This is a genomic window from Shewanella marisflavi, assembly GCF_023283925.1.
In the GTDB taxonomy this organism is placed as follows: domain Bacteria; phylum Pseudomonadota; class Gammaproteobacteria; order Enterobacterales; family Shewanellaceae; genus Shewanella; species Shewanella marisflavi.
Genome location: NZ_JAKIKX010000005.1, coordinates 1 through 16,867 on the forward strand (window position 1 = coordinate 1; position 16,867 = coordinate 16,867).

Below are 16,867 nucleotides of genomic sequence, written 5' to 3' on the forward strand. Positions count from 1 at the left end.
AAGATGGGTCGTTAGCTCAGTCGGTAGAGCAGTTGGCTTTTAACCAATTGGTCGAAGGTTCGAATCCTTCACGACCCACCACTTTTCTGACAGTGGTTAAACAGTTAGGCACCTAAGATGGGTCGTTAGCTCAGTCGGTAGAGCAGTTGGCTTTTAACCAATTGGTCGAAGGTTCGAATCCTTCACGACCCACCACTTTTCTGACAGTGGTTAAACAGTTAGGCATCTAAAATGGGTCGTTAGCTCAGTCGGTAGAGCAGTTGGCTTTTAACCAATTGGTCGAAGGTTCGAATCCTTCACGACCCACCACTTTTCTGACAGTGGCTAAACAGTTAGGCATCCAAGATGGGTCGTTAGCTCAGTCGGTAGAGCAGTTGGCTTTTAACCAATTGGTCGAAGGTTCGAATCCTTCACGACCCACCACTTCCTCTAAGTGTTAAATTCTTCTGATAATTTAGAAAGTTGTTAGCTCAGTCGATGCTCTTTAGGCAAAGAGGCAGTTGGCTTTACTTTTTAATCCACATTGGTCGAAGGTTCGAATCCTTCACGACCCACCACTTCCTCTAAGTGTTAAGTTCTTCTGATAATTTAGAAAGTTGTTAGCTCAGTCGATGCTCTTTAGGCAAAGAGGCAGTTGGCTTTACTTTTTAATCCACATTGGTCGAAGGTTCGAATCCTTCACGACCCACCACTTCCTCTAAGTGTTAAGTTCTTCTTATAATTTAGAAAGTTGTTAGCTCAGTCGATGTTCTTTAGGCAAAGAGGCCGTTGGCTTTACTTTTTAATCCACATTAGTCGAAGGTTCGAATCCTTCACGATCCACCACTTTTTCTCGCTTTAGTTTTTTTCTTAAAATATTTCTAACTTCGTTGATCCATGTTTATTGCCGCTAAGCATTAGTCGGTTTAATGCGTCGCATTATTTGCTGACTCGTTTTGACGATTAGACTGTACTTCGCTCAACCTAGACTAATTCACTAGCTTTTTCTCGCACATTAGCCTTAGCTATTAGACCTTTGTCTTATAGACGTTTTGCTAATGTTACTTGTTTGTTAACTCCGTCATATTCATTGCGATAATAATGAAAAAGGGAGAGGACAGATGAAACACGCAAAAATGTCTGTGGCAGCTGCAGCAACCATACTGGCGCTAGGTTCCAGTGCTGCGATGGCCGAGACAGAATTTAAGTTTGGTGGCTATGTAAAAGCCGATGTCATGTTTAGTGATTACAGCAATGGGGCACCAGACTCGGGCAATCTTTCTCGCCAATTTTATGTACCAGGCACTATCTATGGAACACCTGGGAATGGCGAGCAAGTTGTTGATTTTCAAGCGAGAGAGTCTCGCTTCAATTTTAAGACAGTAACAGATCTCGATGGTCACAAGCTGACTGGATTCATCGAATTAGACTTCATGACGCATACAGATGGTAACGAGAGAGTATCTAACAGTTACTCGCCACGTATTCGTCACGCCTTTGTGAGCTTTGACAATTGGACCGTGGGCCAGACCTGGACGACCTTCCAAAATCCTGGTGCATTGCCAGAAAACTTAGACTTTGTTGGTGCGGCAGATGGCACGCCTTTCGTGCGTCAGACTCAGGTGAGATATACCAATGGTGGATTCCAGTTTGCCTTAGAAAACCCTGAAACCACAGTAACGCCTAACGGTGGTGGCGGTCGTATAACCAGCGGTAGCGGCATGGTGCCAGATTTTGTTGTGCGTTATAACTTTAACACCCAAGGTGGCTCTAAGTTTACCTTGGCGGGTCTGGCACGCCAGTTGAACCTTGAAAAGGGTGATATTGACTCTCAAACCATGGGTTACGGTGTCAGCTTTACTGGGGTGATCCCGATTGGTGATGATGATTTTAAACTGTCGGCAACTGCTGGTGATGGCATGGGGCGTTATATGGCGCTTAACTATGCCAATGCGGGCGTATTGGATGCCGATGGCGATATTGAGACCATCAGCTCCTATGGCGGTTTTGCCTCGTACCGTCATTGGTGGAATGATAAATGGCGCTCGAGCTTTACCCTATCTGGCTTTAAGGCGGACAATGATGTGGCATTGACCGGTGGTCTGGTGAATGAAGAGTCCTATTCTGGCTACATTAACTTGCTCTATTCGCCAGTGAAACCTATGACGGTTGGGGTGGAATATATGTACGCTGAAAACACTAAGCAAAATGGCGATAAGGGTGAATTAAACCGCGTTATCTTCTCGGTGAAATATGTCCTTTAGGACGTGACGTTAAAATAAAAAAAGGAGGCTTAGCCTCCTTTTTTATCAATCATAGCAAATTGTTATCGCGAACATATTGTTCAAATTCGGTGCAACCACCAATGTGCTCCTGATCGATGAAGATCTGAGGCACAGTTTCAACTGGCTTACCTACCGTCTTTTCCAGATCGGCCTTGGTGATACCCTCTGCATGAATATCGACATACTTAAACTTAAAATCATCACGGGATTCAACCAGTTGTTCTGACAGTTGTACCGCTCTAACGCAGTAAGGGCAGCCTGGGCGGCCGAAAATTACAACAAACATATTCGCTCCAGAAGTAAATGTTGCTGACTTTATACCACAGGGCAGCGAGGTTTGCATATGCCAGATCATACAAACTTATGCTGGCTGTCGAATCGCCCACGATAGTCGAAGAAACGCTCAACCAACTCCCAGCCTCGCTTACCTTTTTTCAACAACAAAAGATCCGGTATTCGGAAAAGCTCCCGCGCGGCGACTACCTGCTCTGGCTTGTTAAATGAGGGCTGTTTCTGGCCTGGAGTGCGTGTATGTTGATGCACAAATACACCGTAAAAAGCCCGAATTTGTGCCTTGGTAGCAAAATTAAAATAACAGGAGAAATCGTTACCCTCAATATCCAGGTAACGCACCTTGAGTCGGTTGTTATCGGCCTCGAAAAGCATTTCCTGGCATCGGAACAGATGATGATGTTTCTGTTGCAGTACCTCTTTAAGGCGCTTATCTGGGTCGATTAATGTCGACTGGCAGTGCTGACATACCTTAGCGGCAATGTCATTTTCTTCACCGCATTCAGGGCAAGCCTTAGCGCGAAAAAGAAAGTCACACTGCTGCTTGCCATCAGGCCCTGCAACTGTTGCCTGACAGCGCCGGCCAAAATGTTCGATGATATCGCCATCATTATCTACCAGTCCCCAGAAGATGTTTGCAAAGCCGCAGACAGGGCAGGGAACCTGTACCGGCACGCTCTTACTGTCGGGCTTGGGACGCCCTACTTCGGGGAAGAAGAGGTCGAAGCCATTGGCGGCATAGTCGATCACTAAGCAGTCTCGCTTGCCTTCACAGATCCTCAGGCCCCGACCAACCATCTGCTGGAACAGGCTCACTGAAGCCGTGGGTCTTAAGATGGCGATAAGGTCCACATGGGGGGCATCAAAGCCTGTGGTCAGTACGGCCACATTGACCAGATAGCTGAGCTCCCGACGTTTAAAGGCGTCGATGATGGCATCGCGCTCCTGGCTTGGCGTATCGGCTGTGATAAGCCCTGCCTGGGGGCTGTCGAGCAGCGTCATGATCTCCTGCGCATGACGCACGGTCGCCGCGAAGATGATGGTGCCAGCTCGGGTGTTGGTCAGTTGCCTTATCTGTTCCACAATCGCCTTTGTGGCGCGTCCGGCGTGGTTTAGCAGGGAGTCTACTTCGGTCTCGCTATATTCGCCATTGGCACTGGGTGAGAGCTCACTAAAGTCATACTGGGCAGATAGGCCGTCAAGCACCTTGGGGGGCGTCAGAAATCCCTGTTTAATGAGCGGGCGCATCGGCAGTTCAAAAATGCAGTGTTCAAACACTGGCTGCTCAGTATTCCCGACTTTGCCATGATAGTGATAGCGGTAGATCCAACCACTGCCAAGACGATAGGGGGTGGCCGTTAGACCTAATAACCTGAGTTTCGGGTTCTGTGCCTTGAGATGGTTAAGAAGCTGCTGATACTGGCTCTCTTTCTCGTTGGAGACGCGGTGGCATTCGTCGATGATCACTAAAGAGTAGGGCTGGTTAAACTGTTCGGGATTACGCACTGCCGATTGGATGCTGGCAACCACTGTCTTGTTGCGGGTGGATTTCTGTTTAAGGCCAGCGGAAAAGATACTGGCCTCCTCGGTTAGTAAACCAACCTTCTCGGCATTTTGCGCTACCAGTTCTTTGACATGGGTAAGCACTAGGGTGCGCCCCTTGGCAATGCGAGCCAATTCGGCGATGACGATACTCTTCCCTGCACCGGTTGGGAGTACCACGAGGGCTGACTCATCGCTGCGCTTAAAATGATTGATGGCGGCGTCGACGGCCTGGCGTTGGTAGTCTCTAAGTTGCAAAACGGCTATGTGATCTGTGATTGGGTCAGTCAGGATAGCAGCGTAGATTTGTAGCGGCTAGGGGAGAAATATAAAAAAAGCCCCTCAAAGAGGGGCTAGAAGAGAGAATTTAGTCTATTGAGCGTTTATTCGCTGCGATTGAGACGTGTCTCGATAAGGGTGTCGATCACCGCTGGATCGGCCAGTGTCGATGCATCACCCAGATTAGTCACTTCGTTAGCGGCGATCTTACGCAGGAAGCGGCGCATGATCTTGCCTGAACGTGTCTTAGGCAGACCGCCAGCCCATTGGATGAGATCCGGCGTCGCCAGGGCGCCAATCTCTTTTCTCACCCACTGACGCAGTTCTTGACGCAGTTCTTCGCTCTCTTGCGTGCCCTTAGTCAAGGTGACATAGGCATAGATACCTTGGCCCTTGATGTCGTGAGGGTAGCCCACTACAGCAGCTTCGGCGACATGTTCGTGTGCTACCAGCGCACTCTCAACTTCGGCTGTACCCAGACGGTGGCCCGATACGTTAATCACGTCGTCGACACGACCCGTGATCCAGTAGTAGCCATCTTCATCACGGCGAGCACCGTCACCGGTGAAATACATGCCGCGGAATGTCTTGAAGTAGGTCAGAGCAAATCTGTCATGATCACCATACACGGTGCGCATCTGCCCAGGCCAAGAGTCGAGGATCACTAAGTTACCCTCGGCAGCGCCGTCGATGATGTTACCCATGTTGTCCACCAGTGCAGGTTGTACGCCGAAGAATGGGCGAGTAGCCGAGCCTGGCTTAGTGTCTGTGGCGCCCGGTAGTGGCGAAATTAAGATGCCACCGGTTTCGGTTTGCCACCAGGTATCTACGATAGGACAGTTTTCATGGCCGATCACTTCATGGTACCAGCGCCAAGCTTCAGGGTTAATCGGCTCACCGACCGAACCCATGATGCGCAGCGAGCTGCCATCGAAGCTATCAAATTGTTCTTTACCTTCGGCCATCAGGGCGCGAATCAAGGTGGGTGCGGTATACAGGATGTTGACCTTATGGCGGTCGATCATCTCACCCATACGAGCAGGGCTTGGGTAGTTAGGAATACCTTCGTGGATCAATATGGTCGCGCCATTAGCTAGCGGTCCATAGACCATGTAAGAGTGACCGGTGATCCAACCCACATCGGCGGTACACCAGTAGATCTCACCCTCTTTGTAATCAAACACATATTCGTGAGTCATCGAAGCATAGACCAGGTAGCCGCCAGTGGTGTGCAGTACGCCCTTGGGGTTACCGGTTGAGCCTGAGGTGTATAGCAAGAAAAGTGGGTCTTCAGCACCCATCTCTTCGGCAACGCAATGCTCTGATGCGGTTTCCATCAGTGCATCCCATTTGATGTCGCGACCTTCTACCCAGTTGACTGGGTTGCCTGTGCGCTCAAGCACGATCACCTTTTCAACGCAATTGACGTCAGGGTGAGAGAGTGCCGCATCTATGTTGGCTTTTAGTGGAATGGTACGTCCACCGCGCACCCCTTCATCAGCGGTGATCACTACCTTAGATTTGCCATCGATAACACGAGAGGCAATAGAGTCTGGCGAGAAACCACCAAAGACCACAGAGTGGATGGCACCTATGCGAGCACAAGCTAGCATGACGACGGCAGCTTCTGGCACCATGGGCATGTAAACCGTCACCACATCACCGCGACGTACCCCTTGGCTACGCAGCGCATTGGCAAACTTACATACTTCTTTGTGCAGCTCACCATAGGTGAGTGTGCGTTGCTCTGCTGCATCATCACCTTCCCAGATGATGGCAAGCTTGTCAGCATTGTCTGCCAGGTGACGATCGAGACAGTTAACTGACGCATTGAGCGTGCCATCGTAGAACCAGTTAATCGACAGGTTATGGTCGTCGAAAGAGGTTTTCTTTACCTTGGTAAAAGGCTTCATCCAATCGATGCGCTGGCCGTGCTCTCTCCAGAAACCTTCGGGGTTAACCACTGATTCCTGATACATTTTTTTATATTTTTCATCATTAATATGGGCATTCGCCGCGATTTCGCTTGGAACTTTGTAGAGAGACTGGGTGCTCATCTGACTTCCTTTTATTTCTAATTGTGCGTGGATAAAGTATGGAATGCTTAGGCTCTTAACCTCTATTAGACCTTGGTCTAGTAAAAAAATATCCTTAATTTTTAGTCTGTTGTGATTATATTTGCATGAGATTTAAGCTAGTATTTAGCGCAGAATAATTAAAAGAATTGGAATTGCTATGAATCTGACGCTGGTTGTCGGTGTGATTGCCCTATTATATGTCTCGCTTCTCTTCCTGTTGGCTTGGGGAGCAGAGCGTTGGTTTGGGCGGATCACTAAGAAAATACAGACTTGGACTTATGGTTTAAGTTTAGCTGTTTACTGCTCCTCCTGGAGCTTTCTCGGCACTGTAGGTCAGTCGGCGCAGGATCTCTGGTCTTTCTTGCCTATTTTTCTTGGTCCTATCCTTATCTTTACCTTTGGGTTTGGTTTACTGCGTAAGATGGTGATTGTCTCAAAGGCGCAAAACATCACCTCGGTGGCTGACTTTATCGCCGCGCGTTATGGCAAGTCGCAAACCATTGCCGCTATCGTCACCCTTATTGCCCTGTTTGGTATCATGCCCTATATCGCTTTGCAGCTTAAGGCGATGGTGTTTAGTCTCAATCTGTTCCAGCCCGAGGGTGCCCTCTATGATGGCGCTTGGGTTTCGCTTATCGTGACCGGCATTTTAGCTTTGTTTGCGATATTGTTTGGTACCCGCAAACTTGATGCCACAGAGCATAACCCAGGGATGATGCTGGCTATTGCCTTCGAGTCTCTGGTCAAATTGGCGGCGTTTCTCTTAGTCGGCGTGGTGATAAGCTTCGGTTTCTTCGATGGCTTTGGTGATATCTGGCAGCAGGCAAGTGAACGTCAGCTTATTAGTCATCCAGAGCTTCGCCTTGAGAATCTGATGCCCCAGCTGTTGGTGGGCATGGCGGCATTTCTTTGTATGCCGCGTCAGTTTCACGTGATGATGGTTGAGTGTAAGGATGAGCCCACCTTGGTAAAGGCCAAGTATCTGTTTCCGCTTTATCTGATCCTCTTTGGCATGTTTGTAGCGCCGCTCGCCCTCGCAGGTAAGTTGATACTGGGGGACAGTGTGTCGGCCGATACCTATGTGATCAATCTGCCTTTGGCGTTGGATCAGCCTATGCTGGCGGTGATTGCGCTGCTGGGTACCCTTTCGGCAGCGACAGGCATGGTGATTGTCGCCGTAGTGACCATTAGCGTTATGGTCAGTAACGAATGGCTGGTGCCTTTGATGTTGCACTCAGGCAAGATCCGTCAGAAGAACTTCAGTCAGTTTTCTCAGTTTTTACTAAATGCTCGCCGTATTGCCATCGTTTTAATCTTAGGGCTGGGGTATTTCAGTTACCTCTCTTTCATGAACAGTGATTCGCTGTCCGCGCTCGGCATGCTCTCCTTCGGCGCCTTCGCGCAGTTGGCTCCTGCACTGATCGGTGGCATGTACTGGAAGCATGGTAATCGTGGTGGAGTCTATTTAGGACTGATCGTCGGTTTCAGTCTCTGGTGTTACATACTCGTGCAGGGAATAAGCGATAGTCAGGGGGTTTTTGGTGGTGAACTGGCACTGCTGGAAAGTATCAATCCCAATGTGCGTGATATTCTCACCGCGCTGCTGGCCAATCTAGCGTGTTATGTGCTGGGTTCCATCTGGTTTCGTGCCGGTGTGGCAGAGCGGATCCAGGCCAGTGCCTTCGTGACACCAGGTGAGCTGAAAAACACCAGTAACCGTAAGGCAAGCCCTATCTCACAGCAAGATCTGCTGATCTTGGCCAGCCGCTTTGTCAGCCCGACACGCGCCTATGAGAGTTTTTCACGTTTTTCCGATGAAGCGGTGCGCAGTGACAGTTGGCATAAGGTCGCTTCGCCTGAGTTGATCGCCCATACCGAGCATATGTTGGCTGGCGTCTTGGGGGGATCCAGCGCCTCTTTGGTGATGGATTCAGTGCTGCAAGGGCGCGATTTGGCGCTTGATGAGGTGTTCAGCCTGGTGGATGAGGCTTCCTCTAAGATCATTTTGAGTCAGGATATGCTCAGAGGCGCGATAGAGCACGCTTACGAAGGGATGAGCGTGGTGGATAAAGACCTGAATCTGGTTGCGTGGAACTACAAGTATGTCGAGCTGTATGACTACCCGGAAGATTTCCTGCAAACGGGGATGCCGATAGCTGATGTGGTGCGTTTCAATGCTGAGCGTGGTTATTGCGGCCCGGGCGATGTGGAGGAGCAGGTAGCCAAGCGGGTTCAACATATGCGTAATGGTACGGCTCACGTGTCTGAGCGCGAGCGCCAGGATGGCAAGGTGATTAAGATTCAGGGCAATCCTATGCCCAGCGGCGGTTTTGTGATGACTTTTACCGACATCACCCAGTATCGTGAACATGCTAAGGCGCTGCAGGAGGTTAACGAAACCCTGGAGGCCAGGGTAAAAGAGCGTACCTATGAGCTGGCGCTATTAAATAGTGAGTTGCTAGAGGCTAAGGCGCAGGAAGAGAATGCCAATGCTTCTAAGAGCCGTTTTTTGGCGGCTGTTGGCCACGACCTGATGCAACCTCTAAACGCCGCTCGTCTGTTTACCGCCTCATTGGCACAATATCCGAATCTGGACCAGGAGGGGCGCACCACACTGTCTCATGTTAATAGCTCGCTCAAGATAGCTGGCGAGCTGCTGACCGATCTCTTGGATATCTCCAAGCTGGATTCGGGCATGGTGGAGGTGAATCGACGCGATTTCTCGGTGGCCGAATTGCTAGAGGGGTTAGCGGTGGAGTTTGATGCGATGGCCAAGGACTATGGTATCAAGTTTTCCATGGTGGCCAGCTCAAGCATCATCAGCTCAGATCTCAGCCTGCTTAGGCGTGTGCTGCAGAACTTTCTAACCAACGCCTACCGCTATGCCAAGGGGAATCGGGTATTGCTGGGGTGTCGTCACCGAGCCGGCGCACTGGAGATCCAAGTGATCGACACGGGTTGTGGCATCGACGAGCAGGAGGTTGGGGAGATCTTTAAAGAGTTTAAACGATTGGATAATCCTCAAAGTAAGAGCGTTAGCGGTCTAGGGTTAGGTCTTGCTATTGCCGATCGCATTGCCAGGGTGCTGGATCATGATATACGCGTGGTGTCCAAATTAGGGCAGGGTTCAATGTTTTCCATTACCGTCCCCTTGGGTGAAAAAACCAAGGTGGCACTACCCAAGAAGGCTAATCCTGTCATGCAACCACTTGCAGGTGTCAAGGTGCTTTGTATCGATAACGAAGAGGCAATTCTTGCAGGCTTGGAAAGCTTACTCAGTCGTTGGCAGTGTGAAGTGATCTGCGCCAGTGATCTGGCCGATGCTCGTATCAAGCTGGGATTGAAAGGGGTTGCTCCAGATATTGTGCTCGCCGATTACCACTTGGATAATGGCCAAAATGGGGTTGATGCCATGGACGGGATCCGGGCCCTGTATGGCGAGCATCTTCCGGGGATCTTGATCACCGCCAATACCCGCAAGGATTTGGTGGACGATGTGCAGCTGCGTGGCTATCACTATATGGCTAAGATGGTTAAACCCGCTGCGCTGCGAGCGCTGATATCCAGCTTAGTGAAGTAAAAATTATCTAAATTAACAGCGAAGGAGTGAAGATTGCGTTCGGTTAAATATTTAGAGCAACACGTGACACCGAGCAAGATAGTCTGCGTCGGGCGAAATTATGTCGAGCATATCAAGGAGCTCAACAACGAGATCCCAGACGATATGGTGTTGTTTGTTAAGCCCAACTCGGCGATTTCAGACACCTTATTAAGTGTGCATCAGGAGCCACTACATTATGAGGCCGAACTCTGCCTCATGGTGAAGGCAGGTCGATTTGAGGCTGTCGGTGTCGGCTTAGATCTCACCAAACGCCAGTTACAGAGTCAACTGAAGGCCAAGGGACTCCCTTGGGAGCGAGCGAAGGCCTTTGACGGCGCGGCACTCTTTAGCGAGTTTGTGCCTTTGAGTGGGGAGTTGGCCTCCTTATCGTTTCGTTTAGCTGTCGATGGGGAGCTACGTCAGTCTGGTGATGTGACTATGATGATTAATCAGCCTGGTGCTATTTTAGCTGAGCTAGGCACTTTCATGCAGCTTGAGGATGGCGATATCCTGATGACGGGCACGCCTAAAGGGGTAGGGCAGATCGTTGCTGGCGAGTGCTTTACATTGAGCCTTTATCAAGATGATAGGCTGCTGATCAGTCACAGCTGGCTGGCGCAATAAACAAATTTAACCAAATCATATTTGTCTGTTTGTAAGAAGGAAATGATTTTTCTGTGCTTGGTTAGGTAAGGGGGTGAAAGCCACATCGGCCTTACTTTAAATCAACTCCATTTGTGCTTGTTACGTTTGTTGGTTATTGGATTGATAGTCACTATTTAGCGCTGTATTTGCCAGCGCTAACCTCTCACTGTTTTCTCTGACTTTATTTAGTTGACCTAAGTTTGCACCTAGGTATACTCGAATATCAAACATGTTGTAAAAAATATAAAACAAAGCTGCTGTAAGCTGCGCAACTAATTGATCAACTAAGGAAAGCCAGATGCCATTACCCCGTTGTAACTCATACTATAACGCTACCATCAAACAAGAGACACAGTACCCTGCTTTGGAGGGGGAGGTTGATGTTGATGTGGTGATCATTGGTGCTGGATTTACCGGTGTGGCAACAGCCCTGGAGTTGGCAGAGCAAGGGGTTAAAGTCGCAGTCGTCGAGGCCAATAAGGTGGGCTGGGGGGCGACCGGACGCAATGGTGGCCAGGTAACCGGCAGTCTCTCCGGCGATAACGCTATGGTAAAACAGCTCCGCAATCGTATCGGCCAAGAAGCGGAAGAGTTTGTCTGGAACCTGCGTTGGCGTGGCCATGAGATCATCAAGAAGCGGGTCGAGAAATATCAGATAGATTGCGATCTCAAGTTTGGTCATCTGCACACAGCCTATAAGCCGGCTCATATGGCCGAGATGCAGGCTACCTATGAAGAGGGGCTCAGAAGGGGCATGGGGGATGAGCTAACCTTGCTGAGTAAGGCCGACATTCCCGACTATCTGGACACGCCGCTGTATCATGGTGGCTTATTGAATCGCCGTAACATGCATCTGCACTCGGTCAACCTCTGCATCGGCGAGGCGAGGGCCGCCGAGGCCAACGGCGCCTTAATTTTCGAAGCCTCACAGGTGCTCGATATTCGTGATGACAAGCGAGTGACGGTCACAACGGATAAAGGCAGAATTACTGCCAACTGCGCGGTACTTGCGGGCAATGCTTATCATAAACTGGCGCGGCGTAAGTTGAGCGGTATGCTGTTTCCCGCATCACTGGGTAATTGCGCCACAGTGAAGCTAGACCCACAATTGGCCAGGCAGCTTAATCCCCATGACATAGCCGTATACGATAGCCGCTTCGTGCTCGACTATTATCGCATGACCGCCGACAACCGACTGATGTTTGGTGGTGGCACCAACTATTCAGGGCGGGATTCAAAAAATGTCGCCGCCGAGTTACGTCCGGCGATAGAACGCACCTTCCCACGCCTCAAAGGGGTCGAGATAGAGTTCGACTGGACCGGCATGGCAGGTATCGTGGTTAATCGCATTCCACAGCTTGGTAAGGTCTCAGAGCATCTGTTTTACTGTCAGGGGTATTCTGGCCACGGCGTGGCGACCTCTCATATCATGGGGGAAATCATGAGTCAGGCGGTACGTGGGCAGCTAGCCGAGTTTGATCTGTTTGCGGGCATGAAGCAGATCCGCTTGCCAGTAGGCGATTGGCTGGGTAATCAAGGTATGGCTCTCGGGATGCTTTACTACCGCATGATGGAGCATTTCAGATAGTCTGCCGCGGATATAATCATCACTGTAAACCTCATTAAACAGCGGGTTAAAACTTAATTTATCAACTCTTTGCAGTATTTTGTGAGGTGAATACTGATCGGGAGCGTGATGGCGTGCTACATTTATCAACAAGGCATAATTTAGATCCATTTATCTGCTCAAATAAAGGGGGCCTTATGCTCGGTGAAAACCACTCGCTCGTGAACGACTTTCCAGATTATCAAGACTTGATCCTCAAATTGACTGAATCCGATGAAGGGTTCGCCACAGACAACAAAAAGTACAGCGCACTCGATAAAGAGATCCGAACCTTAGAGTTAAATGATGCGCCTATTGACGATAGCGCCATGAATCAGCTGAAGCATGAAAGGGCTGAGCTGAAAGATGTCCTCTATCAGCGTTTGCTCGCCGCCAGTACCTAAATATTGGCCTGTGGTATAGGCGAGATTTAGTTCAACATATCAAAACGCACCTTCATCTAGAGTGGAGGCGGCGTTTTTGTTGCTATCGCTGCATTTTAAGCCGCTTTTTAGCGATTAACCTAAGTCTAAAGATTAAGGGAGCTTCTCGCCGAGAAATTCGACCATCAGCTTGACCTTAGGGGAGAGGTGGCGATTTTGCGGATAGAGGGCCCAGACGCCTTCGTTAGGTTCCTGATAGGCGTTGAGCACAGACACCAAACGCCCCGCTTTAAGATCTTGACCGACATAGTAGTTTGGCAGCTGCACTAGCCCTAGGCCTTTGAGCGCCGCATCCCTTAATCCATGGCCCGTATTACAGCGCAGGTTGCCCTTTATTTTGACTTGACGCTCTCGCCCCTGCTCGATGAAACGCCAATAGTCATAGTTACCCTGCAGGCAGTTGTGCTGACTGAGTTCTGAAAGGCTATGGGGTTCACCGAAGCGCTTAAGATAATCGGGCGATGCACAAACATAGTTGATCCGTTGACTCACACGTCTGGCCATCAGGCTGGAATCGGCGAGTTTGCCGATGCGGATTGCCAGATCTATGCCTGCATCGATTAGCTTGACCTGACGGTTGGTGAGTTCGATATCCACTTCGACGCTGGGATAGGCTAATAGGAAATCGTTGACGACGGGTAGAATATATTTTTCGCCATATGCAACCGGGGCTGTCATACGCAGTAAGCCCTGGGGCAGGCCCTTTAAACTGCTAAGTGCGCGTTCGGCTTCATCCAGACCATCAAGCACCTGGCGGCAATGGCGGTAGTAGAGATTACCTTCTTCTGTCATCGAGACCTTACGCGTGGTGCGGTACAGTAACTTAGTATTTAGTCTCTGTTCCAGTGCGCCGATTTGGCGACTCACCTGGGCGGTAGAGATCCCCAGTCGCTTCCCTGCCTGGGTGAAGCTTTCGGTTTCTGCGACCGCTACAAATTCGCTGACCCCCTCCCATTCTTGCATAGATGGTCCTTTATTATTACCAGTTGGTAAAAATGATTTGCTTAAAATGCAGATTATCATCTTATAAGAAATAAATAAAATAGAGGCAAGTAATCAAATTCACTGCGATGCAACTGCTGGCACGACAAGCCAATGGCCAGCGACTACATTGAAGTGGGCAGACAGAAACAGTTAATGGAGCAAGCGAGATGACAGACAAATTTATCAAATCTAAGGCGGCAATCGCCTGGGGTCCAGGTCAACCTCTGTCGGTAGAAGAAGTGGATGTCATGTATCCCAAGGCGGGTGAAGTTTTGGTTAAGATAGTGGCGACGGGTGTTTGCCATACCGATGCATTCACGCTGTCGGGTGATGATCCTGAAGGTGTCTTCCCCGCGATCTTGGGCCACGAGGGTGGCGGTATCGTTGAGGCCGTCGGCGAAGGTGTCACCAGTGTCGCTGTGGGGGATCATGTTATTCCTCTCTATACCCCTGAGTGCGGTGAATGTAAGTTCTGTAAGTCGGGCAAGACGAACCTGTGTCAAAAGATCCGTGAGACCCAAGGTAAGGGATTGATGCCAGATGGCACCACTCGCTTCTATAAAGATGGTCAGCCTATCTTCCACTACATGGGTTGCTCAACCTTCTCCGAATACACAGTACTGCCTGAAATTTCACTGGCCAAGGTGAACCCTGAGGCGCCACTGGAAGAGGTCTGCCTGCTGGGGTGTGGCGTGACCACAGGCATGGGGGCGGTGCTCAATACAGCAAAAGTTGAGCCGGGGGCCAGCGTTGCTATCTTCGGCATAGGCGGTATCGGCTTATCTGCCATCATAGGCGCGACCATGGCGGGCGCCACACGTATCATTGCCATCGACATCAACGAGAGCAAATTTGAACTGGCACGTCAGTTAGGTGCGACCGATTGCATTAATCCGAAGGATTATGACAAGCCGATTCAGGAAGTGATTGTCGAGTTAACCGATGGTGGCGTTGATTACTCTTTTGAATGTATCGGTAATGTCGATGTGATGCGCTCAGCCCTTGAGTGTTGTCATAAGGGGTGGGGTGAGTCAGTGATCATAGGGGTTGCAGGTGCAGGCCAAGAGATCTCGACCCGTCCGTTCCAGCTGGTCACCGGGCGTGTTTGGCGCGGCAGTGCCTTTGGCGGTGTCAAAGGGCGTTCAGAGCTGCCAGAGATTGTTGAAAAGTATCTGCGCGGTGAGTTTAAACTGAGCGACTTTATTACCCATACCATGGCACTCGAGGAGATCAACACGGCTTTCGATCTTATGCATGAGGGTAAGAGTATCCGCTCTGTGGTGCACTTTAACCGATAAAGCAGGATGTGGCGCTGTTAGTCGCAGCGCCCTTTAGGGATGAGACAATGACCATAGAAAATATCAGTAGTAACAAAAGCTTTGGTGGTTGGCATAAGCAGTATCAGCATCAGTCGAGTACGCTTAACTGCCCAATGCGCTTTGCCATCTATCTGCCGCCCCAGGCCAGTGAGCAAAAGGTGCCAGTGCTCTACTGGCTCTCAGGGCTCACCTGCACGGATGAGAATTTCATGCAAAAGGCGGGCGCTTTGCGTATTGCCGCCGAGTTAGGTATGGCTATCGTTGCGCCGGATACCAGCCCAAGAGGAATGGAGGTGGCCGATGATCCCGCCTATGACTTAGGTCAGGGGGCCGGCTTTTACCTGAATGCGACTCAGGCGCCTTGGCAGGCGCATTATCAGATGTACGATTATGTGGTTGAGGAGCTGCCAGCTCTTATCGAAGCCCATTTCCCTGTGACGGAGGCGCGTGCCATTGCAGGTCATTCCATGGGCGGTCATGGCGCTTTGACCATAGGCTTGAAGCATCCTGAGCGCTATCGGTCTATCTCTGCCTTTAGTCCTATCGTTAACCCGATGAATTGCCCCTGGGGGCAGAAAGCTTTTACCCAGTATCTGGGTAAGAATCGTGATGACTGGCAGGCCTATGATGCCTGTGAATTGATGAAAGAAGCCAGTTGCGATCTGCCAATTTTAATTGACCAAGGCAGCAGCGATAATTTTCTCGAGGAGCAGTTAACACCTCAGGCTTTGATCGCTGTGGCCGAGGAGAAAGCTTATCCGCTGATCCTGCGTATGCAGGAGGGCTATGATCATAGCTACTACTTTATCGCCAGCTTTATTGAAGACCACCTGAGGTTTCATGCGCGTAATCTTTCGTAATTAGAGGTTTTGATGAAGCGCAAAAAAGCCGAACAAATGTTCGGCTTTTTTTAGGTCTAAAATAATGGTTTCGCGCTGTTTAGAGCTCGACTTTATCCATCTCTAGTTGCTGCAGGGCAATTACCGCCTGAGTGCGGTTTCTGACCCCAAGTTTGCGAAAGATTGCAGTAGCATGAGCCTTAATTGTGGCTTCTGACACACCAAGATCGTAGGCGATCTGCTTGTTCAGCAGGCCCTCGGCAAACATCTGTAGCACCTTGTATTGCTGAGGCGTGAGATCGGCAAGCTTGGCGGCCATCTGATCGGTGGCATCTTCGTTAATTTCTTGCAGCTCTATATTTTGCGGTAACCAGATATCACCGTACAAGACTGAAGTGAGGGCCTCGGCCAAGGTTTCCATAGAGGCGGACTTCGGTATAAAACCAGCGCTACCGTAATGCACGGCGCGGCTGATGGTCATGGCATCTTCATGGGCGGAGATCACCACCACAGGAAGTTCCGGAAAGTGGGTTCTGAGATGGATCAAGGTAGAGTAGCCATGGGAACCTGGCATCTGTAGATCCAACAAGACTAGGTCGTAGGCTGCATCTCCCTGTTCTAATAGAGATTGCAGCGCATCGGCGCTGTCGGCTTCAAACCACTGGGTATCGGTAAATGCGCCGCTCAGAGCCTGTCGCAACGCATTTCTAAATAACGGGTGATCATCAGCGATGATGATGTGCAAATTTTCTAGCTTCATTGCTTTTTGATTATCTTTGTTGCACTTGAAGGTAAACTCAATGTACCAGATAACTGACTCAGTATTCTATTGCTTTTGTGTCAAGGGCAGCGGATTTTTTTATTTTACAAATGATTATTAGACTTAAGTCTAATGGAAAGCTGTCGGCATCGGCCCAGATGTTTGTGCTTATTTAAGTGTTTGGATAGGAGACGTAAGGCGAGTGAACACTCGCCT

The 16,867-nt window shown here is 49.8% G+C and carries 12 protein-coding genes and 4 tRNA genes; 11 read left to right on the forward strand and 5 right to left on the reverse strand.

The genetic code is table 11. The features are described 5' to 3' along the window. The first annotated feature begins 5 nt into the window (after positions 1-5). The 5 genes from L2712_RS11395 to L2712_RS11415 all read left to right on the forward strand — a co-directional run bounded on the left by L2712_RS11395 (position 6) and on the right by L2712_RS11415 (position 2,243). Positions 6-81, forward strand: a tRNA-Lys gene (locus tag L2712_RS11395). A 38-nt stretch (positions 82-119) separates the two neighbouring features. Continuing rightward, positions 120-195: transfer RNA gene (locus tag L2712_RS11400), tRNA-Lys, on the forward strand. 38 nt (positions 196-233) lie between these two features. Next, positions 234-309: transfer RNA gene (locus tag L2712_RS11405), tRNA-Lys, on the forward strand. Between the two features lie 38 nt (positions 310-347). Next, positions 348-423, forward strand: a tRNA-Lys gene (locus L2712_RS11410). Between the two features lie 677 nt (positions 424-1,100). Next, positions 1,101-2,243 carry a DcaP family trimeric outer membrane transporter gene (locus tag L2712_RS11415; RefSeq protein WP_088904905.1) on the forward strand — a complete coding sequence of 381 codons (1,143 nt, stop codon included), beginning with the start codon at positions 1,101-1,103 and terminating at the stop codon, positions 2,241-2,243. A gap of 49 nt (positions 2,244-2,292) precedes the next feature. Here the strand turns inward: L2712_RS11415 and L2712_RS11420 are convergent, their stop codons facing one another. From L2712_RS11420 to acs, 3 genes are all read right to left on the reverse strand, one after another. After that, entirely contained in the window at positions 2,293-2,550 is a 258-nt protein-coding gene (locus tag L2712_RS11420; RefSeq protein ID WP_011865330.1) for a GrxA family glutaredoxin, read from the reverse strand. Between the two features lie 65 nt (positions 2,551-2,615). Then, positions 2,616-4,355 (reverse strand): DNA repair helicase RadD, encoded by a 1,740-nt coding sequence (gene radD, locus L2712_RS11425; RefSeq protein ID WP_248977851.1) that lies wholly within the window; start codon positions 4,353-4,355, stop codon positions 2,616-2,618. 125 nt (positions 4,356-4,480) lie between these two features. After that, positions 4,481-6,433 (reverse strand): acetate--CoA ligase, encoded by a 1,953-nt coding sequence (gene acs / locus L2712_RS11430; protein ID WP_033540705.1) that lies wholly within the window; start codon positions 6,431-6,433, stop codon positions 4,481-4,483. 178 nt (positions 6,434-6,611) lie between these two features. Here acs and L2712_RS11435 point away from each other — a divergent pair, with 178 nt between their 5' ends. The 4 genes from L2712_RS11435 to L2712_RS11450 all read left to right on the forward strand — a co-directional run bounded on the left by L2712_RS11435 (position 6,612) and on the right by L2712_RS11450 (position 12,710). Next, positions 6,612-10,034, forward strand: coding sequence for a hybrid sensor histidine kinase/response regulator (locus tag L2712_RS11435; RefSeq protein WP_088904902.1), 3,423 nt, complete (start codon positions 6,612-6,614; stop codon positions 10,032-10,034). Between the two features lie 33 nt (positions 10,035-10,067). Then, positions 10,068-10,679, forward strand: a complete 612-nt coding sequence (locus tag L2712_RS11440; RefSeq protein ID WP_033540707.1) for a fumarylacetoacetate hydrolase family protein — start codon at positions 10,068-10,070, stop codon at positions 10,677-10,679. A gap of 319 nt (positions 10,680-10,998) precedes the next feature. Beyond that, positions 10,999-12,288, forward strand: a complete 1,290-nt coding sequence (locus tag L2712_RS11445) for an NAD(P)/FAD-dependent oxidoreductase (protein WP_248977852.1) — start codon at positions 10,999-11,001, stop codon at positions 12,286-12,288. Positions 12,289-12,464: 176 nt separating this feature from the next. Further along, positions 12,465-12,710 carry an HP1242/YdcH family protein gene (locus tag L2712_RS11450; protein ID WP_033540709.1) on the forward strand — a complete coding sequence of 82 codons (246 nt, stop codon included), beginning with the start codon at positions 12,465-12,467 and terminating at the stop codon, positions 12,708-12,710. Between the two features lie 132 nt (positions 12,711-12,842). On the opposite strand, the gene L2712_RS11455 is transcribed toward L2712_RS11450, so the two are convergent. Next, on the reverse strand, positions 12,843-13,712 hold the full coding sequence (locus L2712_RS11455) for a LysR substrate-binding domain-containing protein (RefSeq protein ID WP_088904898.1): 870 nt from the start codon (positions 13,710-13,712) through the stop codon (positions 12,843-12,845). A 188-nt stretch (positions 13,713-13,900) separates the two neighbouring features. On the opposite strand from L2712_RS11455, the gene L2712_RS11460 reads away from it, so the two are divergent. Together L2712_RS11460 and fghA are read left to right on the forward strand one after the other, a co-directional pair. After that, complete coding sequence (locus L2712_RS11460; RefSeq protein ID WP_033540711.1) at positions 13,901-15,031, forward strand: S-(hydroxymethyl)glutathione dehydrogenase/class III alcohol dehydrogenase; 1,131 nt, start codon at positions 13,901-13,903, stop codon at positions 15,029-15,031. 47 nt (positions 15,032-15,078) lie between these two features. Beyond that, complete coding sequence (gene fghA, locus L2712_RS11465) at positions 15,079-15,912, forward strand: S-formylglutathione hydrolase (protein ID WP_088904897.1); 834 nt, start codon at positions 15,079-15,081, stop codon at positions 15,910-15,912. 79 nt (positions 15,913-15,991) lie between these two features. Here the strand turns inward: fghA and L2712_RS11470 are convergent, their stop codons facing one another. Beyond that, positions 15,992-16,651 (reverse strand): response regulator transcription factor, encoded by a 660-nt coding sequence (locus tag L2712_RS11470; protein WP_033540713.1) that lies wholly within the window; start codon positions 16,649-16,651, stop codon positions 15,992-15,994. Between the last annotated feature and the right edge of the window lie 216 nt (positions 16,652-16,867).